Raw genomic sequence first — 19,619 nt, forward strand, 5'->3', positions numbered from 1 at the left:
TGTCTTTGTTTTCGTTATAGCTGTTTAGAACTTCTAAGCTGCCTATGCGGCAGTGAACTTTGATGATTGGAGTGGGATGCGCCCAACTATCTTCTAAGCTGCCTATGCGGCAGTGAACATTTTCACCTAGCATCGTTAGTGCATGCGTGACTTCTAAGCTGCCTATGCGGCAGTGAACAAGAAGTGGCAAGAAGAATAGAGATTGCATGACTTCTAAGCTGCCTATGCGGCAGTGAACTACCTGAAACGTAACCTTCGCCACAGCCTTGACTTCTAAGCTGCCTATGCGGCAGTGAACGTGCAGATCCACGGGACTACGATATTTTGAAACTTCTAAGCTGCCTATGCGGCAGTGAACGCTTTTGCGTTCGAGCGAATACATTTGTCACGCTTCTAAGCTGCCTATGCGGCAGTGAACTGTTATCTCATTTCCGCAAACGCTTTCTGATTCTTCTAAGCTGCCTATGCGGCAGTGAACGTGCCTTGTGTGGCTTACCGAAGATTTTTAATCTTCTAAGCTGCCTATGCGGCAGTGAACCAGTGCTTTATGGCTTTTTAATATCAAAATTCCTTCTAAGCTGCCTATGCGGCAGTGAACGGTAATGATCGATTGGCAACAGTCACGTTTACCTTCTAAGCTGCCTATGCGGCAGTGAACGACTACAGCAATTTCATTGTCAGCAGGTAAACCTTCTAAGCTGCCTATGCGGCAGTGAACTTTAAAGTACCTCGAAAATTACTTACATCGTTCTTCTAAGCTGCCTATGCGGCAGTGAACGTCCTGATGATGTTGAACCTCCAATTCAGAAACTTCTAAGCTGCCTATGCGGCAGTGAACTTTTATTCATTGGTTCGTCAAATGGGTTTAAACTTCTAAGCTGCCTATGCGGCAGTGAACGCTTAAGTGGAGATGCTTTTATCTCGACATAACTTCTAAGCTGCCTATGCGGCAGTGAACTAAAAATTATGTCTATTGCTATACGTGCTTTTGCTTCTAAGCTGCCTATGCGGCAGTGAACCATTTTTACAAATACCATAAGCAGTAGCATAACTTCTAAGCTGCCTATGCGGCAGTGAACAGCTTAAGTGGAGATGCTTTTATCTCGACATAACTTCTAAGCTGCCTATGCGGCAGTGAACTTTTTAATAATTTTCAAAAAAGCGTTAAAAAACTTCTAAGCTGCCTATGCGGCAGTGAACCCCGAAAGTTTTATTCTTCGCAATAGTTTGCACTTCTAAGCTGCCTATGCGGCAGTGAACAAAAAAGTTTAGATGGTTTAACTTTTTGGAGTCTTCTAAGCTGCCTATGCGGCAGTGAACAGCACCCCTGTATGACCCCTCATCAATTTCAACTTCTAAGCTGCCTATGCGGCAGTGAACGAAGATACTGAATTACAAGCTCATATTTCTGTCTTCTAAGCTGCCTATGCGGCAGTGAACGCTTTGACACACTTTCCGATCTAATCAATTCACTTCTAAGCTGCCTATGCGGCAGTGAACTGTTGCAGTATTATTTTTCAATTTAAGTCTTTCTTCTAAGCTGCCTATGCGGCAGTGAACGGATTAGCTAATTCTTCTTTACAATTCGGATCCTTCTAAGCTGCCTATGCGGCAGTGAACCTTTCTCGGTGTCGTTACTCAATTCAATTGATCTTCTAAGCTGCCTATGCGGCAGTGAACGTTTCGGATTATTTACTTTCTTGCAGCTACAACTTCTAAGCTGCCTATGCGGCAGTGAACTCATGCAGCGACTTCATGAAAATGATTTAGCAGCTTCTAAGCTGCCTATGCGGCAGTGAACTTGATACACGAACATAACCCACCCTTTGAAAACTTCTAAGCTGCCTATGCGGCAGTGAACCTTTATCTTTACCATATAAAGTAGCCATATCACTTCTAAGCTGCCTATGCGGCAGTGAACAGTAGTAGTCACTTTAAATACAACATAACCTACTTCTAAGCTGCCTATGCGGCAGTGAACAAGATCTATTAACGATCAACTTCATTACTTCTCTTCTAAGCTGCCTATGCGGCAGTGAACGATTTATGGGTGGCAACAGTAATTGATGTTATCTTCTAAGCTGCCTATGCGGCAGTGAACAATTCATCGCACTGAATGTTCACTACCGTATACTTCTAAGCTGCCTATGCGGCAGTGAACGATTTTGGTTCTCGTGCGGATTCTTTACCTCACTTCTAAGCTGCCTATGCGGCAGTGAACTATGTACTGCAACAACAATGTGGTAATCGTATCTTCTAAGCTGCCTATGCGGCAGTGAACATAGGTGCCATACGAACAGCTTTGTTTGAATTCTTCTAAGCTGCCTATGCGGCAGTGAACGAATAGTCTTCGGCTACAACTAAATGATTTACCTTCTAAGCTGCCTATGCGGCAGTGAACTTCTGAAGCGCCTGGTAGTGTCAATCTACAAACTTCTAAGCTGCCTATGCGGCAGTGAACATTTTGTAGGTTGATAAATCACGGATGGAACACTTCTAAGCTGCCTATGCGGCAGTGAACTGGCTTGCGCTAAAAAATAGTGCCTTATCTATCTTCTAAGCTGCCTATGCGGCAGTGAACAAACCGAAGGTGTAGAAGGCTTCTATCATAATCTTCTAAGCTGCCTATGCGGCAGTGAACACGGTATTAACGCTGCATATTGCCAGTCTTTACTTCTAAGCTGCCTATGCGGCAGTGAACCACCTGGTACAAGGTGGCAGTTTTAACAACACCTTCTAAGCTGCCTATGCGGCAGTGAACAGTTTGATACAAGCCGGTTTAAGGATGGTGGCCTTCTAAGCTGCCTATGCGGCAGTGAACTGAATCATCTTGATCTGCATCAAAAACAATTTCTTCTAAGCTGCCTATGCGGCAGTGAACATGACTACCTGACTTACTACGCCAACAAAGCTCTTCTAAGCTGCCTATGCGGCAGTGAACTGATTTACCTTGACCAGTACCACCAGTTAAAACTTCTAAGCTGCCTATGCGGCAGTGAACTAGAATTTTAACGCAAAAAATAAAGCTATAACAGTAAGTTATTCCTAAAATCTTACAAAAGACCCAAGTATTCACTTACTATTGTAACTTATTGATTTTATTAAGCTGTTAAAGAGTAATAAAAATTTGGGTTAAAACTCGGGTACAGATGACACCGGACTTAAACCATAAGTGCTAAAAACCTGATTTTCAGATTTTGTTGCAGATTGCTTTTCAATAAAGAGTCTAAACCGTTTTTCACTTTGCTGATCTGAAGTGCTCAGACTTTTCATTTCGATATAAGGCAAATTGGTTGTGGTCACCACATTACTATATCTTGCTAATGCTTCATCAAAGCCAATATCACCACGCTTTACACGATGACGTGCCAAACGCTGTGCATTGGTTTTCACTTGTTTACGCTTATAAATCGCATAGCCTTTGATTTCGCTAGGAACTTCACGAATGGAAGTAATGTGTACATAATCTTCTAAACGTTCAAGCCATTTGCGGATATCGAGTTTTTTTAAATCAGCTTCAGACTCAGCAAACAAACGTAACTTTGTACCAATAAACCCTACCCCTTTATCTTGATGAAAGCGATATTGAGGAAATGAAAATCCAATGTTTACTTTATTGTCCGCATTTTTAACTTCAACTAACGCAAGATGCAATTGAGGGTAAAGCTGTGACCATAATTCATAAGGGGAAAACTTTTCATTTTCCATTAATGTCACTTCAATGTAATAGTTCATATCCCTTCCTTAAGGTCTAATATCCGTGACATAAGCCAAGCCTTTTTTACCTAAGTAAAAAGATGAAACACCCGCATTTTCAATCTTCTCTTCTAAATCTCTTGCCTGTTCTTTAGAAATATTCAGATTAATGGTGAGCTTTCCACTTGCCTTAGTTAAAACAGATACGACTTCACCCTCACCTTTTTTCTTTTCTTTCAACAAATATGGATTACCCCAAATGAGCTTTTTACTTCCCGTCGTATAGCGATCCATAAAATCTTTTTTGGTAAAACCACGTTTAGAAATTCCACTTAGCCCACCACTTTTTGTTAAAGCATTTGAAAGATCATATCGTTGTGACAATCTTGCTATTTGGATATACAAAGCGGAGGCGTAAATACTAATCAAAGGCAACTGCTTTTTAGCAGTCAAGTAATTTGTATCTGGGAAATGATTCAATAAACTGTCTAGTACAGCTTGAATATCTTCCGTCATATCCATTGGTTTTTCTGCACTCAAAACTTCAATACGATTACATACCGTAATTGGATCTAAGACCTCAGAGCACGTCAAAGAGTACGATTCATCTAAAATGAATTTGGAAACCTCTGACAAATTAAGCCATAGAACCCCCCAAAGCTCAGCAGAAAAAACCGATCTAAAAGATGGATCATTTGCTTTAATTTCACCTGTAAATGAGTTTTGATCAGTACTTCCTGAAACGTTACGGATATACACCATCTCATTACTATTTAAAGCCTGATCGACAATATCACTCTCCTGAAGTACTTTCTCAACTTCAGTAAAATAATAATTTTCATCTTGCCGTGCTTGATAGAGTTTACGTTGATCACCAATCAAACGATTTAGAACACCCATGACGGTATCTTTTGAAATAGTGCGCTTTTTGTAATTACCTTCTTGCTTTAATGTTGTCATTGAAGCAATAAAATTACGTCCGCCTTTAGGCAAGGGTTCATTATTAGAACCATCTAAAAAAGAGTTTCGCCATGAAGACTCATATTCAATAATGATTTGCATAAATCACCTCATTATTGGGCTTCAAAATAAACCGCATAATCTTGTTGTGGCTCAGGATTAGCTTGGTCAGGATGACGTTTAATACGCATCATTTTATGACTATCGTTATAATCCACTTCAACCGTATCTACACACATATAGCCTTTCGCTTGCTTAATCACGAGTTCTTCAAGCATAGAAAGCGTTTCTTTGACTAAAATATCAATCGCAGTATTGTCGAGTAAAATACCCACTTCACCTTCATTAAAAATCGTGCCCTTACGCACATAATTTTTATGGAAAATTGCTTTTGGCTCTTTTGATGGATCAAGGCTCTTAATAAATTGCTGTACACGCTCAGCAATTTTTTCACCTTCCCCTTCTTTGATAATCATTGACGCACGGTCAAACTTTTTATCGAGTGAAATAAACTGCAATTGCTCAATACTAATTGAACCATAAGCAATATATTCAGTATCACCAAAAGTTGTTTTAGAGAAGATTGAATTTTCACCACGCTTATATGTTTTTGAACCATCTGACTGTATAGTTTCCTCTGCTGAACTCGCATTTGAAAACTGTTCAAAGTTGCCATTACCTAACTGATCGATGAAATCTGTAATCAAAAGTGGACTGGTACGTTTACACTGGCTTGATGGCACAACATAGCCACGGATTAGCCCTGTAATCGATGCGAGAACATCAATTAAATTTTTATCTTTAGCATAATGCAAATCAAAAGATTGATCACGGAATAGATGGTGGCGAATACAGTTTTGACTTATATAAAGAGGATTTTCAGTAAAGTTTATTTCATTAACATTTTTTTTGTAATGATAAACACTTCCGTCTTCTTTGTCCTTAGTACGCCCATTTAAGTTAGTGAAACCTCTTAACTTTGGTAAGCTATGATTATCACGATTATTGTTACTAGAATCGACTAATGTAGTTGGACCATTCCAGTTCACCACCCCATAACCATACGCTGTAATTTTAAAATCTACGCTTTTTACGCCTGTTACTTTAGCCATGTTAATTTCCCTCTGGCGTTGTTGTTAAAATATTGAGTTTGTCTAATGTAATTGAACCAATCGGTTGCTGATCGCAAACCGCATAATAAATTGCTTCGGGATGTCGAACCCCTGTGCCACCGACTTTGTTTAAGTCATCTTCGATGTAACTTAGGTACAAAGGAAAATCTGCATCTCTTGCATAATTTTCCAAGACCATACATCGTGATTTTTGTTTTTTCTCAGGAATACCTTTGACTGGATGTGACGGATCAATATTGCCGTGCTTTTGAGCAATAAAATTAATCAATCCAAGTTCTTGAATAATATTTAAGGACTCCGTCAAATTGTCATATTCCGTCGTATCATCTAATGGTGGCTGATACGCATATTCATTTTCAAAAATTGGCTTGGCATAATCATTTAAGTTCAATTTCGCCAACTGAACAAAACGGCTATCGCCACGTAATGAATTTTTACTGATTTTTGATTTACGTTCTGCCGTTTTCGGTTTTGATACCTTAGTCGGCTCAGTCACTTTGTTATTGATTCGATCAATACTTTTCTTTAACGCTTTTTGCATATCTTGAGATACAGCGGAATTATCTTGATCTTGTGATTCATGAAACTGTTTATAAAGTTGATAAAGCTTGGATAATTTGAAGCTTTGTCCTGCAAGTTGATCTTGTAAAAAGTCGTACCAAGCCTTTGTTGTTTGCAAGCAATTGAGTTGATTTAAGAAATATGCCAACGAACCTTTGCAACTGCCATTTTTTACATGTTCAGTAATCGCAACTTTTAAAATATTTAGACTTTCACTTTCACCAAAACGATCTAAACGTCCTAAGCGTTGCAGCATATTTTCAGGCGATGTCATTTCAGTCAGCATATTTTTAGCTGTAATATTTAATGACGCTTGGACAATTGGACCACTCCGCAATACATCAAATTTATGTGTGCCCTCTTTTTTAAATGACTCATACACTTCATTAAACCAATGTTTTTTATCACTACGTTTAAACTTAGAATGGAAAAGCACGCTTTTTTCTTGGTTCTTCTGATAAATAAAGCCCAATTGTGCCGTTAGAGCTGTATTGGAAATAATAAAGGTTTGTCCATCATAGACTTGGTGAAATGGATTTCCTGCAATGATGGTTTCATCATAGTCAATAAATTCAATCTTATAATCTCGGTCATTAAATGATGGCATTGCGATCACATCATCTTGATGTAAACCTAGCACTTGTTTTAAATACGAATAGTGCGGTGTTGCTGAAACCAATAAGGTATTTTTCTCGTATTTCTTACGCATGTTTTTATTGGCAATCAACTCAGCGAATAATAAGTTGAAAATCTCCATGCCAATATATTCATGGTATTCATCAAACACCACATGCGCATCCATAAATGGAATTAAACTATCGACTTTGCTATGAGTTACAATTGATCCTAATATTTGATCAATTGTTGTTACCACGACATCTCCTGATAGATATTCATTCTCAGGTGTGACTTTATCCCAAGCATTAGTGAACTTAAATTCGCCCGTAAATATTTCTACCTTTGCATCAGGCAAATAGCTTTCAGTCAGTTCTTGAAAAATCCCCTGACACACTTGTACCCGTGGGCAAATCCAGAATATTTTTTTTGCATTTTTCAGTTTGGCCCACTCCAATGCAATTTTGGTTTTACCACAACCTGCTGGACCCGCAAGTACAGCGATATCTCTGAGAGCCGCAAGTTGTTGTGCAATTTCGTTTTGTTTTTGAGTACGTTCACTATCCGGGAATTTTGTCGATACATTGCTTAAATGCTCAGATAAATTAGATAATACTTCCTGTGTTTCTAATAATTCATCTAAGCGTTGCTCAGTAATGTATTCCATTAAATCCTGTGCTGATAATTTTGAAATCAAACGGTCTGCACTAATCACACAGGCACGTAATAAATTATGTTCAGCGTTGATACGAACCTTATCACGCAATACTTCAATGGCATCTGTATTGGTATAGTGCTTAAACTCTGGAAAATTTTTACTTTTGAATTGATATTCAAAATTTTCTTTCAGTTCTTTAGCATTATCCACATTCCAATCAATATACTTTTCTATACTCTCATTGGCATGATAGTTTTTTGAAAGCATGTTAATTCGTTTGACCAAGTCAGATGTATGTTTCATCAAACTTTCAAACTGATCCGCTTGAATGTTTTTGAGTAAATATTCGTAGGCTTTATACACCCCTGTAAAATCATCATTTTGACGATATGGCTTGGCATGATGCCAATATAAAATATGCTGTAAACATTCTTTTTGACGATTGTTTAAGCCCTTGCACTGCTGTTCAAAGAAATTAAATAACAACAATGAAACTTCGTTATGACGAGGGTGTTTATCAAAAGTGAATTTAACATCGATATGCTGCCCATCATCTTCAGGATCTTTCTGTTTGCCTTTTTTAACCCACTCTTGAAATAGTGGATCAAGTTTTCCTAAATCATGCAAACAACCTGCTAAAAATGCAACTTTAGATAAGTTTTCATATTCATCATTATCAACGACTGCTTTAAATAGTTTTTGAGCCAAATAACCGATTGCAAAACTATGCTCGGCTAAAGGCTGCAAATGCGTATTGGCATAAAATTCATCTTGTTTTGCTTTCATTGTAACAACATCCATAAATACGTCTTTTTGCGTGCTATTCACAGGCACGACCCCAATGTTATTAAACTTATTCCGATTCCCGACCACCCACAGCAACTCACTTCGACGTCTGCCTCGAATCCAGTGACAACTTACCGCTGTACTTTTAGTCACGGTTTTACGCAGCAATTTTTTAACTGCAATTAAACCTTCCTCAGTAATTACTGTCTGCCAGGTGTTATCACCAATTCGGTCTGCAAAAGCATCCAATACTCGTCGGGTTCGTGGAATCGCTTTCTTTTCACATTGACTAATAAAGGTCACAATCATAATGTTTCCTCATCCACATCATGATTTTTGCAAGCTTGCGCTTTGACTTGATCAAACATAAAGTCTAAACACTTATGCTCAGTAAACTTCTGCAAAATCTGCTGTCTAAATTCTTGTTCAGTCATTTTTTCTCTGGCACAAATAAAAGCATACGGTAAAACCACAGCATCCTTAATTAAATCTGCCACATCAAACACTAAAGCCCCTCGACGCGTCTTGCCATGCATGACTGCAAAACCGTGTGGAATTCCAAGTACCCAAAGTGTTGTCGCTGCTAAACCATAAGCCAGATAATTGCCATGATTTAAAAAATCATTGGCTAAATCACCTTGTTCAGGGTTACGGCTAAAATCTTTTAACCCCGTTCGAGTCGCGGCAATTTTATAAAGTTGTTTTGTGGTTGCAGCTTCTGCAAGTAGTAAGTCTCCGACTTTAGTTTGTTGTGAAATTCTTGCTGCATAACCCGTTAAAGCCTGTTGAATATCTAAATCATCCAAATGAAAGGTATATTCTTTTAAATCTCGGTCTTTCGACCAAATCTTCTGAATATATTCAACTCGTGCCAATTGAAAATGTTTAGCAACATCTAGGCGTTTGGCTTCATCAAACCAAAATTGCATCCAACCTTGCATATACTCAGTTGGACGGTATTCACTTTGTGGTGTCATCCATTCAATTTCACAGCCCATAAACAAAGGCGTGCCACCTCCACCTGCAAAACCAACCAGAACACCTGCACTTGCGAGCATGCGCATTGCTGCTTGAGTAATTGATGTGCCTGTACCCAATAGAATCACTGTAGTATTGGCAATCGGAATATTCCAGTACTGATTTTCGTTTTTAGCCTCGGTCAGATAAAGAACTCGACCATCTTTCTGCATCACACGGCAATGTTCAAGATAGTACAAATTGGCACGTTTCGAATGTAATATTGCTTTTAGATCTGATGGATTAAGCTGTTCCATTCTTATCATCAATTATGAAGAAGAGTTGTCCTTAAAATATCCTTTTCCAATAATTATTTAAAGAAATTTCAGGAAATTAACGTCACATATTGACGCAGTCTTTTTCAAGAATTTGTGTGATTCATACAGCTAAAAATATTTTTAAAACTTAATACACTGGGGCAAATATCTTCTTCTCTTCCCCCCTAACCAAACTAAATACTCATTCTCTAGCGCCTGCTTATACGCCCAGTCAGCAACCCGATGCGAACGCTGCAAATCCGTTAAGAAGCCAAGTTGAGAAATCTCTTGTGTAATGGCTTGATCATGCAGATGATTACGTTCTCTCCATTGATCTAGGAATTGCTCGGATGCCAGATAATTACTTTTCTGTGAATTACATTTATCATCTGCCAGAACAAAGTTATGTCCGGTATCGGCAGGATATAGAGACCATGGAATAAAATGATCCACGGCATATTTTGAATTTTTTAGACTTTTACCACAGTAAAAACACTGGCATTCTTGCATATCAATCAGAAAGTCTGCGACCTGTCCTAGTTGGTTACGACTCGGTGCAAACATGAATTCATCTAGGTCAGGTAACCCATCTAACACAACCAGGTTTTGCTTATTCAGCCGGACAAAATCAATCCAGCGCTTCTGACACAATTCTTCAATAATTTCACTGAACTGTCTCAAACAATACATCACTTTGGGTAAAAGCTTGAGGGACTGTTTGGAGTCTTCAAGGCAATAGAGAAATTCTACCGTTTGACCATTCAGATTCTGCAAATATAACACCGGCATTTGCTTTACCGTTGTCGCAACTGTTCGCTTCAGCCTGTTCCAGTAAAGTACATCCTTTCTCAACGCGGCCAAGGTCTTGAATTGTTGCTGTGCATTCTGAATTTCACTGATGATCTTTGCCTGCTTACCAGTGCTTTGATGAATAGTAAAAGGCTCGTACTGGTTAAACTGAAACGGTAGTGACTGTTTCCAGTACAGGTCAATAAACTTTTCAGCGATATCCTGATATTCTAAATGCAAGGCAGCACCAGTATCTTGCCCCTGTTCAATCGCCAGACGCGTGATACTTATCAGCAAAGCAAACTTATATGTCGAAGTAAAAGTCCCTGACTGCAAAATCTGCTGAATATGCTTTAAGAATTTCAACTGTTCTTGAGGGGTTGGTATTTCGGCTATACTGAATAACATATCTAAGCCTGCACTTTTCTAATCAAAATATTCACCCACTCTTCTGTACGCTCTGGACGTTTATCTACAGTAATCCATTGTTGTAACAGTAAAGCCTGATCAATCTGCTTGATTAATTCATGTGCTTGCTGCTCATTCAAGTCAGTAAAGCTACGTCCCTCTTTCTCACGGTCTGTATTGCCATACTTAAAAGACATGTAACACACACCATTTAGCTTTAATGCTTTGAATATAAGCCCCAGCACTTCAGTTAGGCGATCTCTTTCACAATGTAAAAGAGATGCACAAGCCCAAATACCATCGTATTTATTATTCTCAGCTAGGTCATAAAAACTTTGCTGACGTACTTCAATATTGGTCAGCTCCCTGGCCTTTTTAACCAGCTCGGCAGAATAATCAATTGCCTCAACTTGATAGCCTTTTTTCTTAAATGCCAAAGTGTCCCGCCCCGAGCCACAGCCCAAATCTAGGATCAATGCCTGTTCCGGCAAATATCTTAGAAATGGTGCGTAAAGACTTTCCATCTCAACCTGATAGGTATTTTCAAAAAATGCTTGAGCATGTTGATTGTAATAATTTGATGTTTGATTCATTGTCTAAAAGCCAATATCTTATGTTAAAGAACATACTTATATTTCATTAGATAAGTCAAATGATCAGTCCTATGAATGAATCAAACTCTTATTTCACTGTATCCGGACAACTCAGATAGAAACCAAACTGGTTCTTGTAAATGGAAAAAATATGGGCTTCAGATTTCGCAAGAGTATTAAAATATTACCTGGATTAAAAATCAATCTGACGCATAAAGGCATCAGCAGTGCAAGCATTGGCAAATCTGGTGCTTCTTTAAATATTGGCAAAAAAGGCACCCGAACCAGCGTTGGTATTCCAGGCACAGGCCTATCCTATTCCAAGCACCAACCCTATAAGAACAGAGCTGGCAACCAAAAAAATCCTACTCAGGAACAGCAATCGTTCTATACATCAGATACTGAGAAACCCAAATCGAATGTCTGGATTTGGGTAATTTTTGGATTATTTTGTTTTATTGTCGGGGCTATTATTTTTTAGAATTAGCCGTCCTTTGTACCCATAACATTCATTCCACTAGGCAAAATTTAATTCACTGATTACTATGGACGGATGTTAAATACAATAAAGGCTGCCGCTGATGTCTGATCATGACAGTACTATGGATTATGATGAAAATGATTTAATCGATTCTCCCTTGTCTCAAATTTTACAAGAGGATAATGAGCAAATTGAAGTTCTAATTTATCGATTACCTGATAGTGACTGGACACTGGAAGTGGTAAACCAAAATGGTACTTCTACAGTATGGGATGAAACATTCCCGTCAGATCAGGAAGCTCTATCTGTTGCTTTAGATGGAATTAAAGCCGCAGGCGGTATTCAAGCATTTTCCGAACTCAGTGACCTCGAAGCAAAGAAAAATATTTTTCCTGAATCCCTTATTCGCCATTAAAAATGAAGCTACTGGCTTGGATCTGAATCAGTATTTTCTGGATTCTTAGAACCTATCGAGATGATAGGTTCACTTCAATCCAAACCTATCTAGGGTTGAAAGGTCAAAATTTCCATCAAACATAAACTCATCTGCTCGCTCTTTTTTCAATGTCGCCAGAGCATAAAAGAAACATTTTTCACATAACTGCAATTCATATCTTTCCCCGTCATGCTTTGAGCCATAACCCCAATTTGCTGATAAGGTTGCAAACTCTAGTTGAGTTGATTGATTACATACATCACATACAACATCTGTAACGACTTCTACCTGTTTCAGTTGTTTAATTTCCATATGCAGCTCCTTGTATCAATCAAATTTAATTTATCTATATGCTTACTAAAAACTTATCCCTGTTTGGTTTTAATTACCATTTAAAAAAGAGAAAAATTACTATATACAGGGATTTTTATAATTCAATAACACAATATATGGTATTTCCAGCCATTGCTCCTCTATTAAAAAATAGATGAATATTACTGTATTGTTTTTACTCAATGCCGTTTATGGATTTGACATCTGAACTACTTTTAAAGTTTCCAAAAACACAGATAAAAGCTGTAAAAAATTTTCAAAAAATCAAAATTATGATTGATCCAAATGCTTATGGTTTACATCTTTGCTACTTAAATATATTTCAAAAACTTGCTGTAGATTTAGATATTTCTAATCGCATAAAAGAGCTCCATGTATGGAAAAGCGAAAAAATTGATGGCTATACCATCTTTAATAATATCCACTTATATCTAAGCTATGTAAAACAAGATGTTAAAGAAATCACTTTAATTATCCATCAACAACCTACTTTTTCAGATGATGAATTAGTATTTCTTAAGGAGTTATGCAGTCGTGAATTTATTCAATTTATCAAAACTGTAAAACTTGACATCAAGTCGTTAAATCCAAGAAAAACTTTACATTTGATTAACACTCATCTTTCGCGTCAAACGTTATTAACACTTAATAAAAAGACTTCGTTCAAACCTCATCATCAAATGAGTCTAGAACTACTCGCACAATTACTTTCATGTTCTCGTAATCAACTCAATCAACGTATAAAAAATATCAAGCAAGAACGTACACAAATTTTTACTGAATTATCACAACACAGCAGGTGTGCAAAAGAACTAATCGATTGCTCTGATAGTTGCATAACTGCAGAAAAAATTTGGAGATCTTGATGTTTAACGAACTAAACGAGCATATTGATTTACCCGTTATTTCACTACAAAAAACGATTGAAAAACTGTTCAATGATGAGCAATTTGAACGTGCACAACATATTAACTTTATAATTAAATTATTATCTTCTCAACAGACTGACAACTTTTTAGATGGTCTCAATCTCGATTACTTTAACGCCGATATAAAATTTCAGTCAGATTTACCAAAGCCGTCGGTAATCTCTTTTTCTAAAAAAGTTAAGATCAGCAATCTGCCAATCACGTCATATATCAATTCAATTGCGCAACTATCTGAATCACAAACTCATGCGCAGCATTGGAATATTTTAGTTTTAAAAGCGGCAATTTATTTAATTGCTCTTCCTGAGCTTAAACCAGAGCTTTTTAAACAAGCACACACAGAACACTTCAATACCGTAAAGCGCTTATTCCAGCGCTTTAGGACTGCAAATAAAAATTTAGATACTGAAAAAAAATATCAAAATACAGAAGAGTATCAACGTCTCTGGAGTACCTATCTTCAAGATCCAACACAGAGCTTAGAACAATTTATTCAACATCTGATCACATTAGATACGGATGAATTGCCTGAGTTTGATCGCAATCTACTCAATGATATTCGGATTACTTTTAACTACATTTTAAAAAACAAAGCGAAGATTGCACGTGCAAGTATCGATACGCAGCTTCAACATCAGTTTCTTGATGAAGAACAATTCATTGAAGAAAGTATCGAAATCAAAAAAGGGGCTAAATCTAAAGCACTGAATATAGAAACCTTAATCGATGAGCCGATTAATCGGCAAATTGTTGTCAATCCAACTGACGTCACACCACTCGCAGCACATTCAGAAACGAGTCAAAACTATGTTCTACCGCTTGTTGCAAAACATATTCAACGAAAAGAACACTTACTTACATCGAGTAGTTTTTTCCCAAACTCATCTAGCGTGCATTATTTACTAAAAAAGCTTCATGTGGACTACTCTGAACATCAAAATAAAAGTGCTTTAATCCTGATGCTCGCATTTTTGACAGGCAACAGTGTGAATGAGTGGCTATGTATACAAAGCAAGCGAGCTAAAAACTTAAATAACCGCCAAAAATTGATCCATAAAAATGATCAATTCTTCTTAAGCAGTAAATTTAATGTATTTGAGAACCGTGATTTTGAGTATTCAACAAGCTTACTTAATCAGACGATCTATTTAGACATTCCAATCCCGAATCTATTCATTGAGGATCTCCGCAAAATGGATTCGGTTAGTTTCGATGATATACAGCAATATTTACGCAAATTAAGACAAGAATTATTGATTCCAAAACTGTCTGTCGTAAAGGTGAGTTCTCTACTGCATCATACGGTTCTTGCAAAAACAGGGAATAAACAACTCGCAGATTTAATCACAGGGATTGATGCCAATCAGTCATCATCTGTTTCTTATTGTCATCAGAATATCCTACGATTACATGCACAATATATTGATATTCTAAAATCACTTTGTGCAGATGTAGCAAGCACATATGAAAGCTGTGTACGTTCGCTCCCTGATTCAATAACTCATTTTGGTAGTCGTAAAGCTCCAAAACCACAGGTCATTACAGAGATTTTTGCTATATTGAAATTTAATATTTTTTCACAAGCCGAAGATGATCTAATTTCAATCTTTAATCATTATAATATCTGGCTATGGCATATCCTCCTTCTTTTTACAGCAGCACGCCCCGTTGCTGAATTCCCTGGATTTCTTAAAAACTTTAATTTAAAACGCCAAATTTTGATGGTTTCTGACAAAGAAGTAGGCGGCCGTAATGGATTCGGACGCCTCATTCCGCTTTGTTCATTTTTAGTTGAAGAGATAAAAAAATTCCTTAAATTTTTAGAATATTTTTCGACTCAAATCATGATGAGTCATCCAGCTTTAAGTGATGTCATACAACAAATAGAAGCAAGTAAGCTGCCCTTTTTGGGAATCATCCAAAATGATGAGTGGAAACCACTAAGTCCTTCTACAGTCAAAGATTTCCACCCTGAATTAGGACTTGATCATGCAAATTGGCATCGCCATACAGCTCGTGCATTTTTAACTTATAAAATTTCTGAACCAGAAATTTTAGCTCTATTTGGGCATGAACTCATGCAACAAGAAGCAGCACATCCATTTTCCAGTTTATCGCTCTCTCAATTTTCTAAAATTGCAGATGTTTTAGAGCAAATGAGAAGTCAATTTAAAATCGTTGGGATTGAAGTACATGTCATCACTCAATAAAAAAACTTCCAAAAAACGCTACGCTGAAGATAGACGTCAATTCCAACGCAAAGAGCTAGAACAAAACTTACGTGCTGATGCTGAGAATGAACTTCAACAATATTTGGATGAACAAAAATTCTCAAATGACGAATTAATTCAAGCTTACCCTGCGATTTATGAGTTTATTAAACGTAAAGCACCCAATCTCGCTTGGAAAAAATATGCGCATGAATTCTTCCGCACATACATCAAAGCGCTCAATCAGAATAATAACCAAGACTTGCCCTTACCCCATCTCACCTTCGAGATGAAACGCGATGAACCTATTTTCACTTTAGATTGGATCCAGGCCGGTCATGAAATTGACATCATTATAGAAAAACTTTGGGACTACTGGATTCTTGCTCAAGATAGCTCGACGTTTTCTGATGATGAAATTATTGGGAATATTTTGCTCTGCTCAATCCTGTATGGCGGGCTCAGTCAAACAGCATCATTAAATGCATTACTTGAACATTTAAAAAACCCGGCAAAGATTCAAAAAATTTGCGATTTAAACATCATCTTTTTAGAGCCTTTATCACAGAGTTATGGTGATTTATTTATTGATGAAAAAACGATACGAAAATCACGTAATTTTGTTCCAGATCAACTCACACGACTGTGGCTCATTCATTTCAACAGCAGACAAATTCGTGACATCAGTCTAAATGTGAATACATATCTGCTCCAAATTTTTCAAAAAATTAATCACCCATATACCAGCAAGACTTTTAAATTTTTACGTGACTATTCAAACTTTAATTGGCTACAACTACAGAATGCAGATATTGATCCTGCCCTCTCACAATGTTTGTTAGAAAACACTCTCACGTGTGGTTTATCAGAACATGAGTTTGAAAACTTTGCTCTCCCAAAATTTAAAACTCAATTAACTGATGAAGTCGAACAAAATGTCTCTTCTACAGCCAAAGCCCTACCAGATTTCAATACGCCTGAAGCAGTAGAAAATGTGATATTTATTCATAAAAACTTGCTGAAAATTATTCGTACATCATCAACGGATCAACCTATTGCTGAACTCATTATTGATTTTTGCCTGCGTCACCAAGAGCAGTTTAATGAGTTTTCTAAACGTATTATTTTGTGGCTCATCAGTCTCTATCGACCAAGTTCAGAGCAAATAAAAAAATTATCAACCACCTTTGATTTTGATACTACTCAGTACACGAAGGCATTTCAAGACAATCAAAAACTCGCAGATAGTTCAATCTATACATATTACACCCGGATCGCAGAACCGTTTTTAACTCATGCCTTACAATACTGCGATGCCGACGATGACATTAATGATCTGCTGAACAAAATCTATCAACAAATCATTAGCAATACACGACTTGCTGATGAAGCAGATCGACCTGAGTTTAAAAAATCTAAAGACCAAACAATCCGCATGTTGAAACGCTTTCACACCTTTCAACAAATTGTTTTTCAAGCAGAAGATTTTGAACTTGAATTTATTGCATCGCAAAGTCGACCACGGGCACGCATCATAGGTCACACAGCCTTCCAAGTCATATTAAAGAAGTTAAATCAGCTCTTACATGACCAATCCATCTCAGACCATCACTATAAATTATTAAAAATTATTTATATTTTGGCTTACCGTACTGGTATGCGTATTAACGAAATACTCGGGTTACGTGTAAAAGATATCGAGGGTTTAAATCAATTTTCAATCTGGGTTCAACCTTATGGTTCAAAAAAGCAAGGGAATCAACATCTGCTCAAAACTGATAGTGCGGAACGGATTGTGCCTGCCTACGCTTTGCTAAAAGATGATGAGTACCAATTCTTTAGCGATTTTGTTGTTGAAAAACGTTTAGAGAATAAGAAAAGTTTATATTTATTCAGCAACTTGAATGAAAATAAAAAACTGAATAAACACACTGTCACCGTACCCCTAAAACTGATATTAAATCAGGTCTTTAAAGGGCATCATTACTCCTTTCACTCTTTTCGTCACACTGCAGCGAATCATTTATCGCTTTTACTGAACTGTGAATATGCACCACTTGTGCAAAAGCTAACCGACTATAGCGAAAACGAATATCAAAAAATTCGAGCTGAGCTACTTCAAAATCAACATGGACAAAACCATTGGTTTGTTATTGCACATCTCTTAGGACATATAGAGCCAGTTGAAACATTCAAAAGCTATATTCATTTAAGTTATCTAATTGCTGGTCAAAAACTACTAAAACATCATCCAGATATGCCTAATGAATTGGCTAAAAAAATTATGGGCCACAATGCAACGTTTAAAAATTTGCAAATAACAAATGATGAAAAAGACTTTAATTTTGAAAAAAACCAGGCCGCTCTATCAACTATATTATTGAACGATCAAACAAAATGGCTTCAAAGTAATGCTACTGACATTTTAGATGAACTGTCGTTACAAATAGATCAATCCCATGATTTTTTTGATTTCTTTGTTGGAACAGAAGATTCTAAAATTTCACTTCAACGCTTCTATGAAACGCTCAATATATTGGAGACTACTAAAGATCCTAAAAGTACAGCTCAACGTATGTGCTTGCCAGAAGAACTCGTCAATTATTGGTATGAAAATGCTCTAAATTTAGCAAACATTAAATCAAAAAAAGGGAATCCACGTTTATTTAGTATTGATAGCTCAACCCACTTAAAACCAGCAATGCTTGATAGCGCTGAAGAGCTTCATGCGGTGACTTATTTTTTTGAACATCTACAGAAAATAGCTCGTAAAAATCCAATACAAATTGCATGCGTCCTGAATATATTTTTGAATCGAGTGACCGCATCACACACAGGTATCCATTATCGCTGGAAGGATATCGATCAACTCGAACATTTTTACTCCCAAGTTAAGGCTTTATTTCCTGCCAAATTTTGGCACTTACTTGGACAAGATTTACAAACAAAGTTAGATGCTAAACAACAGCCTCAACTTTTCAAATTAGCAAAAGCATCAACAGATAAACATCCATCGACTCTAGAGGAGTTTCCTCGTCTACAACTCTACTCAGTAAAAGATGGTCATGCTCTTGCTGCATTTAAATTTTGCTTACATCTAGCATGTATTGGCAGACCTCGATCTCTTGAACTGCAAGTTGAAGCTCTAAAAATCACTACATGCGGTTAAATAATTTAACCGTTGCTTCCTTATCTAAAGCCAAACTTAATATATCTTTAGTAAAAATTGAGTGTCTGATCAACGATAATTAAATAGTATAAACTCTATGAATTAGCAGCGTCTGAAACAGGGATCGGTCATGCATACAACATCAGAAAAAACTGCAAAACAGAAAATGATATTAGCTAAGGCAGTTTTAGCTGCTGCTGAACGACTTGGTCTTGCACAGGATCAACTAGCCTTAATACTCAGTATAGATTCGGTGAAAACTTTAACCTCTCTTGAATTAGATCCCACTTCAAAACAGGGAGAAATCGCCCTCACTTTAATCCGTATTACCACATCACTAGATGCTCTGGCGGGTGGAGATACTACCTGGATGCAGCATTTCATGAAGTCATCAAATAAATTAACTAATGGCATTCCGGTAGAACAGATTCAAAATGCTCAGGGATTGTTCTCTGTTTTACAATTGCTAGAGGGTCTTCGAGCAGAACTTTAAAGAAATTAATGCATATAAATAATTTTGTATAATATTTTGAAAATTAATTGATTTATTATATTGTAATTCTTTAATTTAAGATTTGATATTAGGAC

The 19,619-nt window shown here is 37.1% G+C and carries 14 protein-coding genes and 1 CRISPR repeat array (1 of these 15 running past the window's edge); of the genes, 6 read left to right on the plus strand and 8 right to left on the minus strand.

The window, feature by feature from the left end; all coding sequences use genetic code 11:
• Positions 1-3,001: direct repeats of the CRISPR family, unit length 28 nt; unit sequence CTTCTAAGCTGCCTATGCGGCAGTGAAC; it begins 6,156 nt to the left of the window's first position.
• Between the two features lie 131 nt (positions 3,002-3,132).
• The 7 genes from cas6f to FTU05_RS05665 form a co-directional block, all read right to left on the minus strand.
• Positions 3,133-3,735 carry a type I-F CRISPR-associated endoribonuclease Cas6/Csy4 gene (cas6f, locus tag FTU05_RS05635; protein WP_180164507.1) on the minus strand — a complete coding sequence of 201 codons (603 nt, stop codon included), beginning with the start codon at positions 3,733-3,735 and terminating at the stop codon, positions 3,133-3,135.
• A 9-nt stretch (positions 3,736-3,744) separates the two neighbouring features.
• A complete protein-coding gene (gene cas5fv / locus FTU05_RS05640; RefSeq protein ID WP_180164509.1) occupies positions 3,745-4,758 on the minus strand; it encodes a type I-Fv CRISPR-associated protein Cas5fv in 1,014 nt (337 codons plus the stop codon).
• Between the two features lie 11 nt (positions 4,759-4,769).
• Positions 4,770-5,768 carry a type I-Fv CRISPR-associated protein Cas7fv gene (gene cas7fv, locus FTU05_RS05645; protein WP_180164511.1) on the minus strand — a complete coding sequence of 333 codons (999 nt, stop codon included), beginning with the start codon at positions 5,766-5,768 and terminating at the stop codon, positions 4,770-4,772.
• Between the two features lies 1 nt (position 5,769).
• Positions 5,770-8,718: a CRISPR-associated endonuclease Cas3'' gene (locus tag FTU05_RS05650; protein ID WP_180164513.1), complete on the minus strand. Its 2,949-nt coding sequence runs from the start codon at positions 8,716-8,718 to the stop codon at positions 5,770-5,772.
• Complete coding sequence (gene cas1f / locus FTU05_RS05655; RefSeq protein WP_180164515.1) at positions 8,715-9,683, minus strand: type I-F CRISPR-associated endonuclease Cas1f; 969 nt, start codon at positions 9,681-9,683, stop codon at positions 8,715-8,717. The genes FTU05_RS05650 and cas1f overlap by 4 nt, the downstream gene beginning before the upstream one ends.
• Before the next feature lie 141 nt (positions 9,684-9,824).
• A complete protein-coding gene (locus FTU05_RS05660; protein ID WP_180164517.1) occupies positions 9,825-10,880 on the minus strand; it encodes an HNH endonuclease in 1,056 nt (351 codons plus the stop codon).
• A gap of 2 nt (positions 10,881-10,882) precedes the next feature.
• Positions 10,883-11,473, minus strand: a complete 591-nt coding sequence (locus FTU05_RS05665) for a bifunctional 2-polyprenyl-6-hydroxyphenol methylase/3-demethylubiquinol 3-O-methyltransferase UbiG (RefSeq protein WP_180164519.1) — start codon at positions 11,471-11,473, stop codon at positions 10,883-10,885.
• A 151-nt stretch (positions 11,474-11,624) separates the two neighbouring features.
• Here FTU05_RS05665 and FTU05_RS05670 point away from each other — a divergent pair, with 151 nt between their 5' ends.
• Both FTU05_RS05670 and FTU05_RS05675 read left to right on the plus strand, forming a co-directional pair.
• A complete protein-coding gene (locus FTU05_RS05670; protein WP_180164521.1) occupies positions 11,625-11,954 on the plus strand; it encodes a DUF4236 domain-containing protein in 330 nt (109 codons plus the stop codon).
• A 100-nt stretch (positions 11,955-12,054) separates the two neighbouring features.
• Positions 12,055-12,369, plus strand: a complete 315-nt coding sequence (locus tag FTU05_RS05675) for a hypothetical protein (protein ID WP_180164523.1) — start codon at positions 12,055-12,057, stop codon at positions 12,367-12,369.
• 69 nt (positions 12,370-12,438) lie between these two features.
• Here FTU05_RS05675 and FTU05_RS05680 read toward each other — a convergent pair whose 3' ends face one another.
• Positions 12,439-12,702, minus strand: a complete 264-nt coding sequence (locus tag FTU05_RS05680; RefSeq protein ID WP_180164525.1) for a hypothetical protein — start codon at positions 12,700-12,702, stop codon at positions 12,439-12,441.
• A gap of 212 nt (positions 12,703-12,914) precedes the next feature.
• Between FTU05_RS05680 and FTU05_RS05685 the strand changes: the two genes are divergently transcribed.
• The 4 genes from FTU05_RS05685 (at position 12,915) to FTU05_RS05700 (ending at position 19,524) form a co-directional block, all read left to right on the plus strand.
• The gene (locus tag FTU05_RS05685) at positions 12,915-13,589 is read left to right on the plus strand and encodes a hypothetical protein (protein ID WP_180164545.1); all 675 of its coding nucleotides are present in this window, start codon (positions 12,915-12,917) and stop codon (positions 13,587-13,589) included.
• Positions 13,589-15,862 carry a hypothetical protein gene (locus FTU05_RS05690; protein ID WP_180164527.1) on the plus strand — a complete coding sequence of 758 codons (2,274 nt, stop codon included), beginning with the start codon at positions 13,589-13,591 and terminating at the stop codon, positions 15,860-15,862. The genes FTU05_RS05685 and FTU05_RS05690 overlap by 1 nt, the downstream gene beginning before the upstream one ends.
• Entirely contained in the window at positions 15,846-19,031 is a 3,186-nt protein-coding gene (locus FTU05_RS05695) for a site-specific integrase (protein WP_180164529.1), read from the plus strand. The genes FTU05_RS05690 and FTU05_RS05695 overlap by 17 nt, the downstream gene beginning before the upstream one ends.
• A gap of 130 nt (positions 19,032-19,161) precedes the next feature.
• Positions 19,162-19,524 (plus strand): antitoxin Xre/MbcA/ParS toxin-binding domain-containing protein, encoded by a 363-nt coding sequence (locus FTU05_RS05700; RefSeq protein WP_180164531.1) that lies wholly within the window; start codon positions 19,162-19,164, stop codon positions 19,522-19,524.
• Positions 19,525-19,619: the final 95 nt, after the last annotated feature.

Source organism: Acinetobacter sp. YH12049 (assembly GCF_013419875.1).
Classification (GTDB): domain Bacteria; phylum Pseudomonadota; class Gammaproteobacteria; order Pseudomonadales; family Moraxellaceae; genus Acinetobacter; species Acinetobacter amyesii.

Excerpts from the sequence above, each read along its gene's own strand:
- cas6f (WP_180164507.1), bottom strand. The coding sequence starts at position 3,735 with ATGAACTATTACATTGAAGTGACATTAATGGAAAATGAAAAGTTTTCC.
- cas5fv (WP_180164509.1), bottom strand. The coding sequence starts at position 4,758 with ATGCAAATCATTATTGAATATGAGTCTTCATGGCGAAACTCTTTTTTA.
- cas7fv (WP_180164511.1), bottom strand. The coding sequence starts at position 5,768 with ATGGCTAAAGTAACAGGCGTAAAAAGCGTAGATTTTAAAATTACAGCG.
- FTU05_RS05650 (WP_180164513.1), bottom strand. The coding sequence starts at position 8,718 with ATGATTGTGACCTTTATTAGTCAATGTGAAAAGAAAGCGATTCCACGA.
- cas1f (WP_180164515.1), bottom strand. The coding sequence starts at position 9,683 with ATGGAACAGCTTAATCCATCAGATCTAAAAGCAATATTACATTCGAAA.
- FTU05_RS05660 (WP_180164517.1), bottom strand. The coding sequence starts at position 10,880 with ATGTTATTCAGTATAGCCGAAATACCAACCCCTCAAGAACAGTTGAAA.
- FTU05_RS05665 (WP_180164519.1), bottom strand. The coding sequence starts at position 11,473 with ATGAATCAAACATCAAATTATTACAATCAACATGCTCAAGCATTTTTT.
- FTU05_RS05670 (WP_180164521.1), top strand. The coding sequence starts at position 11,625 with ATGGGCTTCAGATTTCGCAAGAGTATTAAAATATTACCTGGATTAAAA.
- FTU05_RS05675 (WP_180164523.1), top strand. The coding sequence starts at position 12,055 with ATGTCTGATCATGACAGTACTATGGATTATGATGAAAATGATTTAATC.
- FTU05_RS05680 (WP_180164525.1), bottom strand. The coding sequence starts at position 12,702 with ATGGAAATTAAACAACTGAAACAGGTAGAAGTCGTTACAGATGTTGTA.
- FTU05_RS05685 (WP_180164545.1), top strand. The coding sequence starts at position 12,915 with ATGGATTTGACATCTGAACTACTTTTAAAGTTTCCAAAAACACAGATA.
- FTU05_RS05690 (WP_180164527.1), top strand. The coding sequence starts at position 13,589 with ATGTTTAACGAACTAAACGAGCATATTGATTTACCCGTTATTTCACTA.
- FTU05_RS05695 (WP_180164529.1), top strand. The coding sequence starts at position 15,846 with ATGTCATCACTCAATAAAAAAACTTCCAAAAAACGCTACGCTGAAGAT.
- FTU05_RS05700 (WP_180164531.1), top strand. The coding sequence starts at position 19,162 with ATGCATACAACATCAGAAAAAACTGCAAAACAGAAAATGATATTAGCT.